Raw genomic sequence first — 18711 nt, 5'->3', positions numbered from 1 at the left:
GTCATCTGACAATGAAAGGGGGAATCCAGCGTGATTAGCGATTAGATAAATCTTACGCGATCCTCAAGCGGTTGAAACTCTTTGTCGCCAGGAACGAAAGTTGGTTTACCGAATGGCATTTGGGCAATCAGCTTCCACTCGCTTGGAATATTCCATGTTTGAGCAACTTCATCGTTAATCAGCGGGTTGTAGTGCTGCAAGGAGGCACCAAGACCTTCTTGCTCAAGTGCCGTCCAAATAACGAGCTGCAGCATGCCGGAAGATTGGTTCGACCAAATCGGGAAGTTATCGGCATAAGAGGCGAACTGAGCTTGAAGTCCTTCCACAACGGTTTGATCTTCGAAGAAAAGAACCGTACCGGAACCGTTGCTGAAGCCGTTAATTCTTTCTTCTGTCGGCGCGAAGCTGCCTGCAGGTACGATTTTTCTCAACGTTTCTTTGGTGATGCTCCATAATTTATCGGATTGATCGCCGAACAAGACAACAACTCTGGCGCTTTGTGAGTTAAAAGCGGATGGCGTGTATTTCACAGCCTCGTTCACAATCTCTTGAATGCGTTCGTTAGAAATCACTGTGCCTTTGCTTAGTCCATAGTACGTACGTCTTTCTTTAACAGCTTTCAGGAAAGCATTGCTTTTCTCTACCGCATTGTTACTCATATAAAATCTCCTCCATCATATGTGATTTAGTATAATAGTATAAAATAAACTTAATAACAAAACAGCATCTTCTTCCACTTCATATGTTACTTACTATTTGTTATTTACTTTTATTATTATGATTTATTCTTCGAATTTTGTCAACCACTTCGAACACGGAATCGCCCCGAAAGTTTGAGAATTCGTCCTGGAGGGAATAATCAGAACTAAACAATGTGCAGGAGGGATATACACATGGCGGTCACAACCAAAGGAACACTGCTTGTGGAAGGTCATGAACTGACCATCACCAACCCCAATAAGCTTCTATGGCCTGAAGCAGGCATAACGAAAGGAGATTATCTCTCCAAATTATCCGAGCTGTCACCCTACCTGCTGCGTTACTGCCGCAACCGGCACTTAACGACCATCCGCTTCCCCAACGGGTATGATCAAAAGTCCTTTTACCAAAAAAACGCCCCTGATCCGGTACCTAGCTTCGTGAAGTTAGCTCCGCTCGATGGCATTCAGTACGTTAACTTGGACTCCTTATCTACGCTTCTTTGGCTGGGGAATCTGGCTTGTTTGGAGTTCCACCCCTCTTTTCACTATATTGGCAGTACGCTGCCGGCAGAGTGGCTGATTGATATCGACCCGACTTTGGAGGAAGAGCCGCGCATTATGGAAGCCGCGCATATCATCGGCGAGGTGCTGGACTCGCTGCATATTCAGTCCATTGCCAAAACTTCCGGCGCCACAGGCGTCCAAATTTATATTCCAATTCAGCCTGGCTACACGTTCGAGCAGCTGCGGAAAATCGGCTATTTTATCGCCTCGTATGTCGTCAAGATTTACCCGAATCTGTTTACGATCGAACGGTTTAAGAAGAACCGCGGGGATAAAATCTATATTGATTACCTTCAACATTGGTACGGGAAAACACTCTCTGCCCCCTATACGCCGCGCGCCAAAAAAGACGCATCCGTCTCCACTCCCCTGTTATGGAAAGAGGTTGAACTGCGTCCTAGCCCTCGTGAATTCAATTTGCATACGGTCCTCGACCGGTTAAAGAAGTACGGCGACTTGATTGAAGGGGTCCCTCTCCAAAATCTGGACGCGATTTTAGCCCAACTCGGCTAGTTAGTAGTTCTGTATAGAACTCCTCAAAATAAAGGTGATAACAGTCGGGCAATCACTTCTTTCCCCTTCTCCAATCGCGATCTTTGCTCAAATTCAGCCAATTTCAACTCATCGCTATCTTTTAAATCCATCCAAAAGTCATCTTCCAGACGATCAATCACGTCCTGATTAAACATCACCGCATTCAATTCAAAATTGCTAAAAAAGCTGCGCATATCCACATTGGCGGTTCCTACGGTCGCCATCATATGATCGATGATCATGACTTTGGCATGCATGAATCCTTTCCGATAGAGGTAGAATTGAACCCCTGCTTGCATGAGCTCTAATAAATAGGAGCGGGAGGCATATTGAACAATACGGGAATCTGCTTTGTAAGGAAGGATGATGCGGACATCCACACCGCTGAGAACGGCCGTTTTGAGCGCCATCGTTATGCTTGCATCCGGAATAAAGTAGGGTGTCGTCATATACACCCGCTTCTTGGCCGCGACAATTCCCGCAAAAAACATCTCCTGTATCGCATCCCAGTAAGCGTCCGGGCCGCTTGAAATCACTTGAACCAAGGACGTTTCCGATTCGTGATGCTCTGGATACATGGATTCATCAGCCAAACGTTCCCCGCTTACGAACAGCCAATCCGTCATAAAAGTCGTCTGCAAATAATACACCGAGTCCCCATGCAGCATAAGATGCGTATCACGCCAGAAGCCAAGTTTGGGATCCCCTCCCAGATACTCGTCTCCGATGTTAATACCCCCGACAAAACCAACCAATCCATCAATGACAATGATTTTGCGATGATTACGGTAATTCATTCGTTTATCGAAAAACGCAATAAGTGGTCTCAAAAAGGGATAAACCTCAATCCCCGCCTGTTTAAATCTATTTATATAAGTTGACGAAAGTGAGTAGGAGCCGATTCCGTCATAAATGACGCGGACCTTCACCCCCTGCAGCGCTTTGCGAATGAGCGCTTCTTGAAATCTGTTACCTATGGCATCGTGCCGAATCGTATAAAATTCAAAATGAATATGCTTCTCGGCCTTCTCGATGGCTTCCAGCATCGCCTCATACGTGATATCCGCATTGGTCAGCACTTTCACACGGTTATTCGGCGAAATGGCCGAGCCCGGAATGTTGTGAAGCAACCCGCATAGCCGTGAGTCCTCTAAGAGCTGATAGTGCTGCTCCTCGATTCTCTCCTGGTTATGGCTTCCCATGCCCAGCCATTGGTACCTGGTTTCAGAACTTCTACGGCGCCCTTTGCGTCGAACCGTTTTGCGCTGGGTGTATTCCTTCGCCAAGAAATAGTACATGAGGAAACCGATGATCGGGAGAATAAATAATACGAACAGCCAAGCCACCGTCTTGGCGGGTCTTTTGTACTCACCAATCAATATTGTAGCTGTCTGAAAAATGAAAAGAAGCAGTACACCAACCAACCAAATCACGAGCCTCACCCCCTCTTCCTGGCGCGAAAAACTTCCTTCTAATCCCTTGTCACGTTAGCTTTTGCCAAGGGCTTTCCCTCTATACTGATCTGCCTTCAAGTCAGGGACACAATAAAATTTTCCAACTTTCGTAATAAAATCCTTCATTTCGCAGAGAATAATAAACGCATTCCTATGATCATTCTGGCGGGAGGTGCCATTCGCATGGTCAAAACATCCAATCCATTGATGAAAAGCATCCTGCGCAAGCGCACATCAAACAAGCAGGAGGATTCCAGTGGCGAGCAAAAAGGTCTACATGATTCGCTGGACTATCAATTCATTGAAGAGTTGAAGAAAACACCGCTCTCTTTGCTATTGGATGATAATCATGCCTTCATTAAAGCCATTTTCCAGGACTGCTCCGATGTCGTCGTTCGCCAATTTGACATTGAGCCGAACATCCCCGCACTGCTGTTATTCGTTGACGGGCTCACGAACACCCAACTGCTGAATGACACGATGAAGTCGCTCATGCTGATTGGCGGCGGAGAGACGTCCGTCCAGCGCATCGCAGACGCCATTCTCCCCGTCTCCCAAACACAGATCTCCGATAATTACGGAGACCTGCTCGTTTCCGTGCTGGGCGGGGACGCCGCCCTGCTCGTTGAAGGAAACGCGAAGGCGATCCTGCTCGGCATCCGCGGAACAGAAAAGCGCTCCGTTGCAGAGCCGGAGACGGAGACCGTCGTGCGCGGACCGAAGGAGGGGTTCGTGGAGAGCATTCGCACGAACACCTCGATGATCCGCCGCAAGCTGAAGACGCCCAGGCTGAAAATGAAATCCATGTGCGTCGGCAAAGAGAGCAACACCAATCTCGTCATCTGTTACATGGATGACTTGGCGATGCCCTCCCTTGTCGAGGAAGTGGTCAAACGGCTGGAGCTCATCAAGATCGATGCCATTCTGGAATCCGGCATGATTGAAGAGCTGATCCAAGACAATGCGTATTCCCCCTTCCCGCAGATGCAGTATACGGAGCGGCCTGATGTTGTGGCCGGGGCCTTGGTGCAGGGACGGGTGGCCATTCTCACGGACGGCACGCCGTTTGCGCTCATCGTGCCTTTTGTTTTCATCCAAACGATGCAGACGTCTGAGGATTATTATGAGCGGTTCCAAATCGGCTCTCTCCTAAGGCTCCTTCGTTATGTTTTCGTCTTTTTATCGCTGACGACACCTGCTTTGTATGTCGCGATAACGACGTTCCATCAAGAACTACTACCAACGACCTTAATGCTGAGCGTCGCGGCATCCAGAGAAGCCATACCGTTTCCCGCGGCCGTAGAGGCCTTCATCATGGAGATAACGTTCGAGGCGCTGCGCGAAGCCGGCATCCGACTCCCCAAAGCGGTTGGTTCTGCGGTTTCCATCTTGGGGGCGCTGGTCGTAGGACAGGCAGCCGTGCAAGCCGGGATTGTCTCTGCGCCAATGGTTATCGTTGTTTCCATTACCGGGATTGCCTCTTTCACAATCCCGCGCTTTAACGGCGCCATCGCCATTCGTATGCTGCGTTTCCCCATCCTTTTGGCGGGAGCGGTCTTCGGCTTCTATGGGATCTTCTTCTCGTTGATGATTTTAATCGGACATATGGCGAACCTCCGCTCTTTTGGCGTGCCTTACTTGTCACCTATCGGACCGCTATCCTCGGGCGATATGAAGGATGTATTCATTCGTGCCCCTTGGTGGGATCTTACCAAACGTCCGGAATTCTTGCCCGTTCAAGATGCTCACCGCATGGATGACAAACTCAGCCAACAGATCATGCAGGACGGAGGCCTAGACGGAAGCTCGATCCAGCATAAGCATCACTCCAGTGAGGAGGGCAATCAGAATGGTTCATCCTAGACGGCTATGCCAGCTCTTACCGCTCCCCCTCCTAATTGTCTGCCTGACAGGCTGCTGGGATCGAACGGAAACCAACGACATCGCGTTTGTTCTCACGTCTGCCGTCGACTTGGAGGATGACGGCAAACTTCGTGTATCCTACATGCTGCCTCTCCCCGGTTCTATGGGCGGTGCAAGCGGCGGAGGAGGAGGCACCGCCGGCGGCAAGAGCTACTACATCGACTCCGATGTAGGAGCTACGTTTCACGAAGCCAACACAAGGCTCCAGATGCGCATGTCGCGCCGTTTGTTTCTCTCCCATCGGAGGACGATCGTAATTGGAGAGAAATTGGCCAAAAAAGGCATTGGTGCGATCTTCGACACCGTTCCACGCTCGCCAGAAAGCCGGATGACATCCTTCCTGGTCATAACCAAAGGCAAGGGCTATGACCTGCTGAACACCGAGCCGAAATTCGAACGGTTTCCCGCTGAAGTCATTCGGGAGCTGACGAAATCCAGGCAGTCCTTGGGTACTTCCACCAAGGATATTGGCATTACGTTGAGCTTCAACAGCGATCCAATCCTGACTTATTTGGAACCAAAACAATCGCAAGCCTCCAAGGAACCTTCCCATGAAATTCAAATGATTGGGTATGGACAATTTAAAGGCGACCGCTTGGTTGGCATTTACAAGGACCACGAGGCAGAAGGGCTCATGTGGCTGAGGAATCATGTGAAGGAATATCTCGTTTCCTTCCCGCCAGAAGAGGGAAACGCCAACAAGATTTCCATCACTGTGACGAAAGGACAAACGCAGATCAAACCTAAGCTTCAACAAGACAAGGTCATCTTCGATATCCTCGTCGACGCCAACGGCTCAGTGAATGAAGACCTAGCGAATCTGGATCTGAACAAAGCCAAAGTGATGCGGAAAGTTGAGAAGCAATTTGCGGAACAAATCATCAAGTCCATTCAGGCGGCGGTTAAGCAAATGCAAAAAGAAGGAACGGACTCTGCCCATCTCGGTTTGACTGTTTGGCGAAGCCGTCCGTATGAGTGGAACAATGGTATAGAAGCGAACTGGGAAGCTTATTTCAAGGATGCGGAGTTCCGCATTCACGTCAGTGCTTCCATTGAAGAAACCGGCCTGATCAACAAAAATGTTATTAAAGAAGGGATGTAACCTATTGGATCGCATATTCATGATATGTTTTCTGATTACGATGGCAGGTTCACTTCTTATCGATCGCAGGATGCTAAGGCAAGAGAAGGGCTCGATCAAGATAACCTATGGTTTTTTTACTTTTCTCACCCTGGGCCTCTTCTTCAGCAAGTACTTGCATTGGAAAGTCCCTATGCCTTCGCGTTTCTTTATTCATACCGTTTCCCCTTGGTTTGCAAGATTACTGGGCATCTGAGGGATAAGCATTAAGGGAAAAGGGTGGTATTCACCATGGATCGAAAACAAGTGATCAATCAGCGGCAACTCTCCTGGTTAGCTTCTTCTGTCATCACAAGCGGAGGGATTCTCACCTTGCAAAATGTGCTGATCCGTATCTCACAGATGGATGCTTGGTACAGCTATTTGCCTTCTGTGTTCTATGTTTTTGGGGTGGCCAGCTTCTTTGGCTACATCACGAAACATTATCCGCAAAAACATATCTTTGAAATTACACAAGAATTGTTGGGCCGTGTTGGCGGTACCATCGTGAATCTAATTATGATATTTCATTTCTGGCAAATTGTGATGCGCGACATCTCTTCCGTATCCAGGTTTAGTACAACGCTCCTGCTTCACAATACACCACTTGAAATATTAACGCTGTTGCCCTGCCTGCTGCTGATTTATTTCGGCAAAAGCAGCGTGGAAGTGATCGCCCGGGTGAATGATTTATTCTACCCTCTCTTTGTCGTTACAGTTCTAAGCATGCCGCTCTTGCTGTCGAATGAGTTATATTTGCAGCTTGTTACTCCTGCCATGACCATGCCGATTCAGCATGTTGCCGCAAGCTCTGTACTCACGATCGGCAGTGCAGGAGATATCTTCATTCTCGGGGCTTTTCTTCATATGATGAGCAATTCCAACCAAGTCAGGTCTTCCATCCGACATGGCTCCCTGCTTGGCATTTTCCTGCTCACCATGGCGGTTTTCCTGATCTTGGTTGTTCTTGGACCCAAGATGCCCGGGAATTTCTTGTATCCCATCTACAATTTGGTTCAAACAATTCATGTCACGGACTTTCTCGATCGTGTTGATCTCATCATCTTGATGATCTGGTATCCAACGGTGGCTTGTAAAATGATTACGATCTATATGGCGCTTCTGCTAGGTATCTCTGCCATCCTGGATAAACGCAACTACCCGACGATTAACAAACCTGTTGCACTGTGCATTGTGATGACCACGCTATTGTCCTTCAGAAACACAACAGATCTATTAGCGTTCTCTAACTACAGCGCTCCAGTTTTCGCGCTAGCCTATCAGCCCTTGGTGATCGTCATTATGGTTATCGCTATCGCCCGAAAAAAACGCAAGCTGGGCAATCCAGCCGATACGAAAGACAGCTCGCCAAGCAGTCAGAATTCCGGTGTGCAAGCGTCTCAGAAAATTGGAAAGCTCAGTCAGCGGGTATCCTACAAGCATTGGCTTTGGGGAGGCAATGCCTTGATGATCCTTGCGGCTCTATGCTTGATGGTAGGACTTATGTTCAGCAAATACCATTCGGCCATCGGGAGCGTCTGCGCCATCATTTTCGCCATCTGCATGCTGCTGGCCTCGTTGACGACTTATATGGAGGTGAGCCAACTGAAACAAGTGGAAGCCGGCAAATGAAAGCGGGCATAAAAAAAAGCACCCGATTCACAGGTGCTTGCTCGGTTTAGACAGGAGCTGCCTGGTTTAACCGACTTTTGGCCACCTTCAGGTAGCCATGCATATTGAGGAATTCGCTATCGTTCGCGAAACGTAATTTAAGTGAACCTGCCGCCTCTTGAATGTAAGGTCTCAAGGCTGAAGCGCCGCCGCCAATGACATAGAAGCATTGAATGTCAGGATATTTGCGCCAGCGTTTCTTGATCATCTCGATCATGCGCAATGCTGCGCGCCGGAAGTGCTGATCCACGATCGGGCGGATGTCAACTTGACCTTCGCCAAGCAATTGAATCGTGAAATCGCGTTGCTTAATACGCTGCACGAGCTTGGCTCGGCTTGGAAACACGTAGCTGTAAGCATCTTCCACATCGCGAATGATCGCATCCAGATACGTAGCGATGCCAATTTGCTCGCCATGGCTGAAATGATTATCAATCGCCATCCGTTTAATAACAGGGAAATCCGTCGTTAATGCGCCAATTTCACAAACGCCGATACAACCGTTGTAAATTTCTTCGTCCTTCACCATTAAACTGTCGTGGGTGGCCAGATGGAAAATAGCTGCGGCTCCTTCAATGGAAACAGCCACTTTGCGAATGGATACTTTAATTTTACGGTTATGGAATTGCGGCGTGGATAGGAACGTGACTTCATGCTCGCCAAGTAATCTCTGTTCGAATTGTTGACTGTACTTCGCAAATGCACGAACGGGCAACCCCGTTCCCAGCGTGTACTCCACTTCATCCACGGCGCCGTAACCGCTGTTGAAAGCTTGAGTGGCGAGACCTTGGTAGGCCAGCGCAGTAAGCGCGACAATAAGGGATTGATCCGAAACCGCTTTATTATCGGTGTCTTCCAGCTCCAGGTTGTCTTCGTGTTCCAGCGCAAGCTGACCGACGAAATAACGCTGATTTCTTTGAGAAAGAGAGGGACTGTAAATCATGACGTCGAGCGCTTTCCAAGGGGAATCCTCTTCCTGTAAAATGTGCCTTTCGTAACCCGGCGCAATAATGTTCGGGATGACTAAAGGATCCCTGGACCCATCGAGCACCAGCTTAATGCTGTCGTTACCAATATCAATACCTGCAAGCTTAATCATGCGTGCCTCCACTCCAAATCTGCTGTCTTTCCTGTAATTGTTAAGAACATTCGATTATATCCGACACTATTCCTTCCTACTTTCGACTCATTTTGACTAGGACCAGTAGGTATAAGGAAGGTTTTTATCGGATCATGACGAATGATGTTGTTAGATAGACTTTACCAAATTCAACCACGATAAGGAGACAAATTAGCCTTTATGAAGCTCAAATGGAAGCCCAAAAAACTGACGCTGGTGATCATACCGGATGCCAATCAATCGGTCGTCAGGTTTCGAGTACCCCATTTATTCGCTTATATCGCAGCGGCCTGCTTTTCACTGCTGCTCCTTATAACCCTCATTACGTATGCCTTGCACGCGCAAACCACGAAAAAAGCCAATGCGCTGCAGGCTAAACTTAGCGGAGCTAGCCAGCAATGGAACGCGACCTTAACCTCGAAAGACAAAACAATTGAACAGCTGCAAAATGAAGTCATTCAACTGTCCCAGCAAGCGGAGCAGATGAAATCGCAAGTCGAAGAAATGAAAAAATTCGAGAATGATCTCAAATCCATCTCGGGTCTCGATGCCAACGAAACCGGCAAAGCGGTCGCCAGCGCGACAGCATCTGGCCAAAACAAATCTACGAAGGAACAGACTCCCCCTGTTGCCACGAGCGGAATAGGCGGAAGTCCCAATCCAGCTTCTCAGGAAGCTATTATGCAGCTCGGCGAGCAGACATCCGCTTCTTTTACAGCGCTGAACAGCGAAGTGAAAGAACTGCAAACCAGTTTAACCGAAACGAAACAAAAGGTTGCCGATAAACAACACCAGCTCGCTATAACGCCAACGCTGTATCCGACGAATGTAAAGATCGTCACATCGACGTTTGGCTATAGAACCGACCCCTTCACACATAGCCCGAGCTTCCACTCCGGCATTGACTTCGGGGCCAGGGAGAATGATGCCGTCTACGCCACCGCTGATGGAAAAGTCGTCAGCACCGGCAAGGATATTTACCACGGCAATAACATCGTCATCGAGCATTCCAAGGGCCTGCGCACTTGGTATATGCATTTAAATAAAATTCTTGTCAACAATGGAGACAACATCACCAAAGGTAGTACCATAGGCCTAGTTGGTTCCACAGGACGCAGCACTGGCCCGCACCTTCACTATGAAGTGCTCAAAAATGGAGAAAGCATTGATCCTAAACCATATCTCAAAGCGAATCGAAAGGATGACTAGACACCATGTTTAAATCCAAGAAAAACCTTATGAATCCAAATACGACAGATACGTTGATTGGAGAAGGGACCACCTTTGAAGGACGCATTAAATCCGAAGCTAGCATTCGTATTGAAGGCGGGATTACAGGGGATATCGAGTGTGCCGGGGATGTCATCATCGGGGAACGCGGCGTTGTGAAGTCCAATGTTTCAGCCAGAGATGTCATTCTGGCAGGGAATGTCCATGGCAACATTACCACCAAAGGCAAACTGACCATAACGTCAACAGGCTCACTGCATGGCAATATTAGCGCTGCTTCCTTTATTATTGAAGAAGGCGGGCAATTCCAAGGAAACAGCAAAATGGAAACAACATCCGCTGTTCCAGCATCTCAACCTCAGCCAAAAAACGAGCCGGATAGCCATATGAATCCTCCTGCTTCCACTACAAATGGCACTTACAAAGGAAATACCATTGCGATGTAAGCAAATGGATCATCAAAGCTGCCCCTAGGAGAGGAGATAAGAGCATGGTATAATGGTTGGAAATTCATTTCTAACTGCAGGAGACAGCGCCTATGAAAGAACAAACGATACTTTTTGATCTTGATGATACATTAGTCCATTGCAATAAATATTTTGACGTCGTCATTGACCAGTTCGTTGATCTCATGTTGACCTGGTTTTCCGGACATGGGCTTAACGCGCAAGACATTAAACAAAAACAGCTCCAAATTGATCTCGCCGGCATTCATATCCATGGCTTCATGCCCGATCGTTTTCCCAAGTCATTTGTTGAAACGTATCAATGGTTTAGCAGGCACTTCAACCGGATAATGAGCGTCAAAGAAGAATCATGGCTGATGCAGTTAGGTCATACCGTGTATGAATACACGGTCGAACCTTATCCGCTCATGAACGAAACGCTCGATCAGCTGCAGCATGATGGCCATCGGCTCTTCCTGTACACAGGCGGCGATGCATCGATACAAATGAAAAAGGTCAAGGACCTAAGTCTGGACACCTATTTTCACGACAGAATCTTCGTAACGGTGCATAAGACCAAGGAATTTATGGAAACGATTATGCATGAGCAGGGATTTGATCGCAAACATACGTGGATGATCGGCAACTCCGTCAAAACGGATGTGCTGCCTGCCCTCCATGCGGGGATCCACTCCATCCACATTCCTGTCGAACAGGACTGGGCTTACAACACAGGAACGATCGATATCAAGCCTCAAGGAGCTTTCTACCAGCTCGGTTCCTTGCAAGAAGTTCCAACCACTATTCAATCGTATATCAAGAAATAAATAAGACGCTAACGCAAAAAGGCTGTCCCAAAGTCATTAATTGACCAAGGGGCAGCCTTTTCTTAGGGTAGCCTTAATTGCTTATGCCGCTACATCGCGTCTGCGGAATATTTCCCAGGAAAGCAGAATGAACAGTAAATAGTAGACAACCAGAACGACAATGGAAAATCCAAGTGTCATGCCTTCCGCAAGCGGCTGACCCTTTAAGTAGGGGGTAAGATCCGTATTGGCAAAAAGGAAGTATTTGCCCCAGCTGTATCTTAAGAGAAGCATGGTAATGATCTGCCCGGCGAACATGATGAAGATACTGATACCGATGGCCAAAGAGGCACTTCGGAATACGGTCGAGATCATAAACGCCAGCGTAACAATCATCACGAGCTCAATCAGCTTCAGCCCATAAGTAGCTAGCGTAAACACCAGCATGCTCCCTTCATGCACTTGCCCCCCTGCATCCACTCTCAGGTGAGGAATTCCAAGGTTCTGGAAGCCGTACAGGAACCCATTGACAATGAGAGCCGTGATAAACAAGACAATCAACAGGGTCACAGCAAACAGGAGCGTTGTTATATATTTGGAGAGAAGAATTTTGGCCCGGCTCGCCGGACGAATAAGCAGCAGCTTGATCGTTCCCCAAGTGAATTCACCGGCCACCATATCACCGGCAATAATGACGGTAAACAGTGTCACTACGAGGATTATGCCAGAGGCCCTACTGACTCCGCCCCAGAGCGTGTTCTCCGTTGGCGGGAAATTATGGTCCAGCATGTATTGTTGAAGCGCGATTTCTTCCTTCATCTCTTGTTTGAATTTGTCCGGGAGATCGTTGTTTTCCAGCTCTTTCTTATTATGCTCAATCGTCTCTACAGCACTAACCTTCCATTTATCGCCTGCGTCAGTACCCGGATGATAAACGAGACCAGCCAAGACGACAATAACGATCAGCAGCAATCCCAATATCCAAGTACGCAGCCTGCGATAAATTTTCATCTGTTCATTCTGGATTAAATTAAGCAATCGGATCACTCCCCGTCATCTCTAAGAATTGATCCTCCAGCGACTTCGTTGCCGTACGGATTCCGTAAACCGCAATGCCTGCCTCTACAAATCGTTTGTTCCATAGAGCGGTTTCTTCCTTATCCAGCATCAGGATCAGTTCATCGCCATCCGCCTCAGCCTTCACAGCATGTTCAGCTGCCAAAGCCAATGCCTTATCCGGCGATGACACTTCAAAAGCCACATGGAGCTTGCAGTCCGTCTGGGTGTACTCTTTGATCAACCTAACATCAACTAACTTCCCGTTTTGTATAATGGCAACCCGGTCGCACATGAGCTCCATCTCAGCCAGCAGGTGACTGGATACAATAACCGAGATGCCGTCCTCGCGCGTCAACTTGCGCAAATGATCGCGCAGCTCGCGAATGCCGGCTGGATCCAGGCCGTTCGTAGGCTCGTCCAGGATCAGCACATCCGGCTTATGCAGCAAGGCCTGCGCAATACCGAGCCTTTGGCGCATGCCCAAAGAGTAGGTTTTCACCTTATCATGAATCCGGTTTTCCATACCTACAAGCTCAATGACCTCTTCAATGCGGTCCTCTCCTATTCCCGGAAACATTCTGGCGTAATGGACCAAATTGTGATAGCCGCTCAGAAACTTATACATTTCCGGATTTTCAACAATCGCGCCGACATGGCGAATCGCTTGTTCAAAATGCGTCCGAATCGAATAACCGCCAATCCGAATATCTCCTTCCGTGATCGACATGAGTCCGACCATCATTCGGATCGTTGTTGTTTTACCGGCCCCATTCGGTCCTAGAAATCCAAAAACTTCCCCTCGTGGGACGTCGAACGTTAATTGATCAATAATCGTCTTCGTACCGATTCGTTTGGTTATCCGCTCAATTTGTACAATCGGTGATTGATCCTGGACTGTTGCCGCCATCTTAAATCGCTCCTTACCGCTATAAGTCATAAGAGTCATACCTGAATGCTGTTGACAATATGACTGCGCTCACTATGGATTTTCCCAACAATTATGTACAATGATCTTATACGATTTTACCTAGAAGGAGTTCCTCTATGATCCAAAGAAGACCGTGGCATGGCGTGGAGTGGTCCTTATTTATCGTTTTGACCGGCTCTGTACTGCTTGGCCTGCTTTACGCGCTGCTCCATATGAACGAAAACGAGCACAGTAATATCTTTTTAACCATCTTAGCCCTGCTTCTATCATATGGTATTCCTTTTTTATTTTGGAGACCTACTTACATTAACACAACCATGTACCCGATTTCCGTATTGCTAACAGGTATTCCTCTACAAATCTATCTATCTTGGATGCAAGAAGATGCCTACCTTACTATTAATTGCCCATTAATGGTCATTGGATTCCTTACGGATCGAAAAAATGCTTGGTGGGCCGCCCCAATCTCGCTTGTCGCAATGCCTGTTGCCTATTTCCTGGTCCTTCATCGGGATATGGATATGGGTGTTAGCGAGCTGTTCAGCATCATCCTGAATGCGGTGTTGTTTTTCGCGATCGGCCTTAGCTTGCAGAGAGTTGTCACCTCTAATGAGAAGACGGAAAAGCTTTTAGCGGAAAATCAACGACAATACTATCTTATTCATGAGCAAAATAATGCCTTAGAGCAGTACGCCAACCAAATCGAGCAGTTGACTCTGCTGGAGGAACGCAATCGGATGGCTCGCGAGCTGCACGATACCGTCGGGCACACCTTTACCTCCGTCATCATGGGCATGGACGCTGTCTCCTATTTAATAGAGGCTGCGCCTGACAAAGCCAAAGAAAAGCTGGACGTCCTGCGGGGTGTAACCCGCAACGGGTTGGAAGAAGTGCGGCGCAGCATTCATCAAATGGTGCCCAAAGAGGGCGATATGCTGCTCTCGCAGCAATTAACGAGGCTGGCTAACGAGTTCGCCCTCCATACCGGCACCCAGATCCGGTTCACGACGGTCGGGGAGGAATTTGAGATTCCGAAACAAACCAAGCTTTCACTCATTCGCTGTCTCCAGGAGTCCTTAACGAATGCCAAACGGCATGGCCGCGCCACCACCGTCGAAATCAAGCTCAATTATGTGGATGATGGGGTCGGTATCCGCATCGAAGATGATGGCATCGGCACCGAGCAGCTTAAAGTCGGCTTCGGGATTAATGCCATGCAGGAACGGATCTTTGCGCTGCAAGGAACGTTACAGGTAAGTTCAACCGTCGGTCAAGGAACCGTTGTCGAATGTTTCATTCCCGCTAAGCGTTTGCCTTCTTTTTAAAAGCTTTCTTCCAAGCTGCTAGCAGTCGATGATACAATATGCCTAACAACACACAAGCAAGATACGCTCAAGTTACGCTAGGAGGAGTCCCGTATGAACCACGTCCCGCTGAAACTGCTCCTGGTCGACGACCAGGATTTAATACGAGAAAGCCTCCACATTGTGCTGGGCATGGACCCGGACATTGAAGTCGTAGGCTTGGCCGAGAACGGCCATATCGCCATCCAGCAGTGCGAAGAGCATCACCCTGATGTCGTCCTGATGGACATTCATATGCCCGTTATGGACGGGGTCGAAGCAACGCGAAAAATTAAGGAGAATTGGCCGCAAATCCGTGTCATTATCCTAACTACCTTCCAGGAGATCACCTACGTCGTCGACGCCTTGGGAGCGGGAGCGGAAGGTTATCTGCTCAAGGCCATTCATCCGAAGGATTTGGCCGCCGGCATCAAATGGGTGCATCAAGGCGGCACCCTCATCCCGCAGGATATCGCGAGAATGCTCGTCCAGCAAGCCAAAGGCGCTGCTGAGCCAACCGTTCGCGATACGGAGGTTTCAAGACCGGCCAGCGAGGAGCCGGCTCGCACTGACGCTTACGGACTGAGCGAGCGCGAAGTGCAGGTGCTGCACTGCATCGCTGACGGGCTGAACAACCGGGAGATTGCCGAAAAGCTTTTCCTGTCCGAAGGTACAGTGAAAAATTACATTTCGAGCATCTACTCCAAAATGGACGTGCGAGACCGCGTGCAGGCTTCCAAGAAGGCGCATGAGGAAGGTATGATTTAAACCGCTTAAAAGCGAACAACAGCGATACAAGAGTGAATCTTGTATCGCTGTTGTGTTTGCTTGGGAACGTGCCGGCGGGACCTGTTGCTGAGATTCGTCGCTCAAGCTAACCGCGAGCACCGCAACCGACTGATCCATAAGCGATACACAAACCGCTTATCACTATTCAAAAAGTCTCTCCAGAAATCCCTTTTTTCTCTTGCGGATCTTACGGTAACTTTTCACACGGGAATAAGTAGGCTGCTGCTCCACCGGTGACGGCTCTTCCGTAATTAGAGCCAATGCTGTTGATGGCGTTGCTCCAACATCCTGAAGCTCTGTCCGTTCCTCTTCCACCGAGGCGTCCTGTCTTCCGGCAACCCGGTGAATGATCTGTTCATAGAGCTTATGCTCCATCTGGTGATTCATTTGCCGAAGCAGCTGTTCCTGCTGCTTGTTATGGAGCTCAAGGTGCTCATGAAGCTGAGATTGAAGATCGGCGACCTGCCTTGAGAGCAGCAAGACTGCTTTTTGAAGAGCAATCACATGCTGCGTTCCTATAGGCTCATCCGCATCAAACTCGAGAGTGCCCTCGCCATTCTCGGCCAGAAGCGCATAAAGTTCTGCCGCCTTTATGAGATCCTCTTTCTTCATGTGCTTCCTCCAATTCCGGTTCGATTCTAGGCGTCCGTGCTCGTCCAACGTTAACCTGTTCCCTCTATTGTACATGATGCTCACGAATTGTTCACCTTTTTGATTAGCTGCAATCTACTCAACCTAAGGAATTAACAGAAGGGGCATGTTCCTATGCACATTGATGCGCCACTCAAAAAGAAACCACGCGGCGTGATCACCATCACGATGTTCGCTTCGATCGGCCTGGCCATTGTCGCCAGTGTGCTTTATGTGCCGGCGATTCGGCGGTTTCAGTAGGCGGCGGTTCGGACTCAGAAGCCGTTACTTTAGAGATTCGGCATCCTATTTGGAACTAACGGACTGGGCGGGCGTTAACTGTGAATTTTAGAGCAGGATTAAGCTAATACAAGGCTGTTAGCGTCTCCTGAGTCCGTTAGAACTTGTATCCGGCCGAAATACGGGAAATAAGGTCGGCTCAGTCCGTTAGACATAGGGGACAGAGACACTTGGCGGATGGGTTGGGGTAACCTCATATCGATACGCTTGTTAAGTTAGCCAACGAGATAACCTTGAGGAACTACAGGCCACTATTCTAGCCCGTTCAACCCGTTTTCGCGTTCAAGCGGAACTACAGGGCTTTATTTGACCGCCTAACCACGTTTTCTTTAGGAAAACGGACAAATAGCAGCCCACAGTTCCCCTCCGCGCGAAAAGGAGCCTATTTCGATGAAATAGAGCCCCGTCGTTCCGTTCCGCTCCCTTACCAGGGTGGAACCGCTCAATCCATAGCAGCACACCCTTCATGGGGTGGAGTGCTCAGCTCAACATACAAAAAGGAAGGCCCCAAGCCTAAACCAAGGGGCCTTCCTTTCTACATTTACCATCCTATGGCAAATTCGACGAACCCATCAAATAACGGTCAACCTCGCGAGCCACCGCACGCCCCTCATTGATCGCCCAGACGACAAGACTTTGCCCGCGACGCATGTCACCTGCGGCAAAAACGCCTTCCACGCTCGTCGCAAACTTGCCGTATTCCGCTTTCGCATTGGAGCGCTCGTCTTTGGCGACGCCAAGCTGATCCAGCACCGTGTTCTCCGGTCCTGTGAAGCCCATCGCGATCAGGACCAGCTGCGCTGGATACACCTTCTCGCTGCCGGGCACTTCCACAGGGACGAACGCGCCCTTCTCGTTCTTTTGCCACTCGATCAGCACCGTGTGCAGCTCTTTCAAGTTGCCGTGCTCATCTCCCACGAATTTCTTCGTGTTGATTAAGTACTGGCGCGGGTCCTGGCCTTGAACCGCAGCAGCCTCTTGCTGACCGTAGTCCACCTTGAGGACCTTCGGCCACTCCGGCCAAGGATTATTCGCCGGGCGCGTCTCCGGGGACTTCGGCATGATCTCGAACTGTGTTACGCTTTTGCACTTGTGGCGCAAAGAAGTGCCTACACAGTCCGTCCCCGTATCACCGCCACCGATGACGATAACGTCCTTGCCTTCCGCGGAAATAAATTCACCGTCGGCATGTTCGGAATCCAGCAAGCTTTTCGTGTTCTTGCTGAGGAACTCCATCGCCAGGTGGATGCCGCCAAGCTCACGGCCTTCAATCGGAAGGTCTCGGCCCTTGGTGGCTCCGCCGCACAGCACGATGGCATCGAATTCCTCTTGAAGCTTCTCGATCGGATAGTTCACCCCGACGTGCGCGGAGGTAATGAACGTGACACCCTCTGCTTCAAGCAGGTCTACACGGCGCTGGACGTACTTTTTGTCCAGCTTCATGTTCGGGATGCCGTACATCAGCAGTCCGCCCACGCGGTCCGCACGCTCGAACACCGTCACCCAGTGCCCGGCTTTGTTCAGCTGAGCTGCGGCAGCAAGCCCGGATGGGCCCGAGCCTACGACGGCAACCTTTTTGCCTGTACGCACTTCAGGCGGCTCCGGCCGGATCCAGCCTTCTGTGAAGCCTTTATCAATAATGGCTTTCTCGATGCTTTTGATCGTAACCGGCGTGTCTTTGAGACCTACTGTACAGGAGCCCTCACATGGCGCCGGACATACACGTCCCGTGAATTCCGGGAAGTTATTCGTTTTGTGCAGACGATCGAGCGCTTCCCGCCATTGTCCGCGATACACGAGATCATTCCACTCCGGAATGAGATTATTGACCGGACAGCCGGCAGCCATGCCGCTGATCAAAGCTCCTGTGTGGCAAAACGGAATGCCGCAATCCATACATCTTGAACCTTGCGTCTGCAATTTATCATCCGTCAGCGGTGTCGCGAACTCTTTCCAATGGCCGATACGGACCAGCGGAGCAGCTTCGGTTGCCACTTCACGGCGATGTTCTATAAAACCGGTTGGTTTACCCATGAACGTTTAGTCCCTCCCAAGAGTTTTGCTTCAGCAAAACTTACGTCGTACGCTTCTGC

General features: G+C 49.2%; 18 protein-coding genes. 10 read left to right on the top strand and 8 right to left on the bottom strand.

What is annotated here, in order from left to right; translation table 11 throughout:
- Positions 1 to 41: 41 nt before the first annotated feature.
- Positions 42 to 659, bottom strand: coding sequence for a nitroreductase family protein (locus AC3WTJ_RS15085; protein ID WP_492522469.1), 618 nt, complete (start codon positions 657 to 659; stop codon positions 42 to 44).
- A gap of 234 nt (positions 660 to 893) precedes the next feature.
- Here AC3WTJ_RS15085 and ligD point away from each other — a divergent pair, with 234 nt between their 5' ends.
- Positions 894 to 1778: a non-homologous end-joining DNA ligase gene (ligD, locus tag AC3WTJ_RS15080; RefSeq protein WP_492522468.1), complete on the top strand. Its 885-nt coding sequence runs from the start codon at positions 894 to 896 to the stop codon at positions 1776 to 1778.
- Between the two features lie 23 nt (positions 1779 to 1801).
- Here ligD and cls read toward each other — a convergent pair whose 3' ends face one another.
- Positions 1802 to 3232 carry a cardiolipin synthase gene (gene cls / locus AC3WTJ_RS15075; protein WP_492522467.1) on the bottom strand — a complete coding sequence of 477 codons (1431 nt, stop codon included), beginning with the start codon at positions 3230 to 3232 and terminating at the stop codon, positions 1802 to 1804.
- A 204-nt stretch (positions 3233 to 3436) separates the two neighbouring features.
- Here cls and AC3WTJ_RS15070 point away from each other — a divergent pair, with 204 nt between their 5' ends.
- On the top strand, positions 3437 to 5116 hold the full coding sequence (locus AC3WTJ_RS15070) for a spore germination protein (RefSeq protein WP_492522466.1): 1680 nt from the start codon (positions 3437 to 3439) through the stop codon (positions 5114 to 5116).
- Positions 5103 to 6278 carry a Ger(x)C family spore germination protein gene (locus AC3WTJ_RS15065; RefSeq protein WP_492522465.1) on the top strand — a complete coding sequence of 392 codons (1176 nt, stop codon included), beginning with the start codon at positions 5103 to 5105 and terminating at the stop codon, positions 6276 to 6278. Before AC3WTJ_RS15070 ends, AC3WTJ_RS15065 begins: the two co-directional genes overlap by 14 nt.
- A gap of 73 nt (positions 6279 to 6351) precedes the next feature.
- On the opposite strand, the gene AC3WTJ_RS15060 is transcribed toward AC3WTJ_RS15065, so the two are convergent.
- On the bottom strand, positions 6352 to 6474 hold the full coding sequence (locus tag AC3WTJ_RS15060) for a hypothetical protein (protein ID WP_492522464.1): 123 nt from the start codon (positions 6472 to 6474) through the stop codon (positions 6352 to 6354).
- A gap of 74 nt (positions 6475 to 6548) precedes the next feature.
- Between AC3WTJ_RS15060 and AC3WTJ_RS15055 the strand changes: the two genes are divergently transcribed.
- Positions 6549 to 7928, top strand: a complete 1380-nt coding sequence (locus tag AC3WTJ_RS15055; RefSeq protein WP_492522463.1) for a GerAB/ArcD/ProY family transporter — start codon at positions 6549 to 6551, stop codon at positions 7926 to 7928.
- Positions 7929 to 7974: 46 nt separating this feature from the next.
- Here the strand turns inward: AC3WTJ_RS15055 and AC3WTJ_RS15050 are convergent, their stop codons facing one another.
- Positions 7975 to 9066 (bottom strand): ParM/StbA family protein, encoded by a 1092-nt coding sequence (locus AC3WTJ_RS15050; RefSeq protein WP_492522462.1) that lies wholly within the window; start codon positions 9064 to 9066, stop codon positions 7975 to 7977.
- 201 nt (positions 9067 to 9267) lie between these two features.
- On the opposite strand from AC3WTJ_RS15050, the gene AC3WTJ_RS15045 reads away from it, so the two are divergent.
- From AC3WTJ_RS15045 to AC3WTJ_RS15035, 3 genes are all read left to right on the top strand, one after another.
- A complete protein-coding gene (locus AC3WTJ_RS15045; RefSeq protein WP_492522461.1) occupies positions 9268 to 10296 on the top strand; it encodes a M23 family metallopeptidase in 1029 nt (342 codons plus the stop codon).
- Between the two features lie 5 nt (positions 10297 to 10301).
- Positions 10302 to 10763: a bactofilin family protein gene (locus AC3WTJ_RS15040; RefSeq protein WP_492522460.1), complete on the top strand. Its 462-nt coding sequence runs from the start codon at positions 10302 to 10304 to the stop codon at positions 10761 to 10763.
- A 92-nt stretch (positions 10764 to 10855) separates the two neighbouring features.
- Positions 10856 to 11590 (top strand): HAD family hydrolase, encoded by a 735-nt coding sequence (locus tag AC3WTJ_RS15035; protein ID WP_492522459.1) that lies wholly within the window; start codon positions 10856 to 10858, stop codon positions 11588 to 11590.
- A gap of 81 nt (positions 11591 to 11671) precedes the next feature.
- Here the strand turns inward: AC3WTJ_RS15035 and AC3WTJ_RS15030 are convergent, their stop codons facing one another.
- Together AC3WTJ_RS15030 and AC3WTJ_RS15025 are read right to left on the bottom strand one after the other, a co-directional pair.
- A complete protein-coding gene (locus AC3WTJ_RS15030) occupies positions 11672 to 12607 on the bottom strand; it encodes an ABC transporter permease (protein WP_492522458.1) in 936 nt (311 codons plus the stop codon).
- Positions 12600 to 13535: an ABC transporter ATP-binding protein gene (locus tag AC3WTJ_RS15025; protein ID WP_492522457.1), complete on the bottom strand. Its 936-nt coding sequence runs from the start codon at positions 13533 to 13535 to the stop codon at positions 12600 to 12602. Before AC3WTJ_RS15025 ends, AC3WTJ_RS15030 begins: the two co-directional genes overlap by 8 nt.
- 137 nt (positions 13536 to 13672) lie before the next feature.
- Here AC3WTJ_RS15025 and AC3WTJ_RS15020 point away from each other — a divergent pair, with 137 nt between their 5' ends.
- Together AC3WTJ_RS15020 and AC3WTJ_RS15015 are read left to right on the top strand one after the other, a co-directional pair.
- Positions 13673 to 14881 (top strand): sensor histidine kinase, encoded by a 1209-nt coding sequence (locus tag AC3WTJ_RS15020; RefSeq protein ID WP_492522456.1) that lies wholly within the window; start codon positions 13673 to 13675, stop codon positions 14879 to 14881.
- A 93-nt stretch (positions 14882 to 14974) separates the two neighbouring features.
- Positions 14975 to 15667, top strand: a complete 693-nt coding sequence (locus tag AC3WTJ_RS15015; RefSeq protein ID WP_492522455.1) for a response regulator — start codon at positions 14975 to 14977, stop codon at positions 15665 to 15667.
- A 162-nt stretch (positions 15668 to 15829) separates the two neighbouring features.
- On the opposite strand, the gene AC3WTJ_RS15010 is transcribed toward AC3WTJ_RS15015, so the two are convergent.
- Complete coding sequence (locus tag AC3WTJ_RS15010) at positions 15830 to 16300, bottom strand: hypothetical protein (RefSeq protein ID WP_492522454.1); 471 nt, start codon at positions 16298 to 16300, stop codon at positions 15830 to 15832.
- Positions 16301 to 16453: 153 nt separating this feature from the next.
- Here AC3WTJ_RS15010 and AC3WTJ_RS15005 point away from each other — a divergent pair, with 153 nt between their 5' ends.
- On the top strand, positions 16454 to 16579 hold the full coding sequence (locus AC3WTJ_RS15005; protein WP_492522453.1) for a hypothetical protein: 126 nt from the start codon (positions 16454 to 16456) through the stop codon (positions 16577 to 16579).
- Between the two features lie 588 nt (positions 16580 to 17167).
- On the opposite strand, the gene AC3WTJ_RS15000 is transcribed toward AC3WTJ_RS15005, so the two are convergent.
- Positions 17168 to 18652: a glutamate synthase subunit beta gene (locus tag AC3WTJ_RS15000; RefSeq protein ID WP_492522452.1), complete on the bottom strand. Its 1485-nt coding sequence runs from the start codon at positions 18650 to 18652 to the stop codon at positions 17168 to 17170.
- Between the last annotated feature and the right edge of the window lie 59 nt (positions 18653 to 18711).

Source organism: Paenibacillus sp. FW101-FHT12H11 (assembly GCF_058790355.1).
This window is presented reverse-complemented; position numbering and strand designations above follow the sequence as displayed.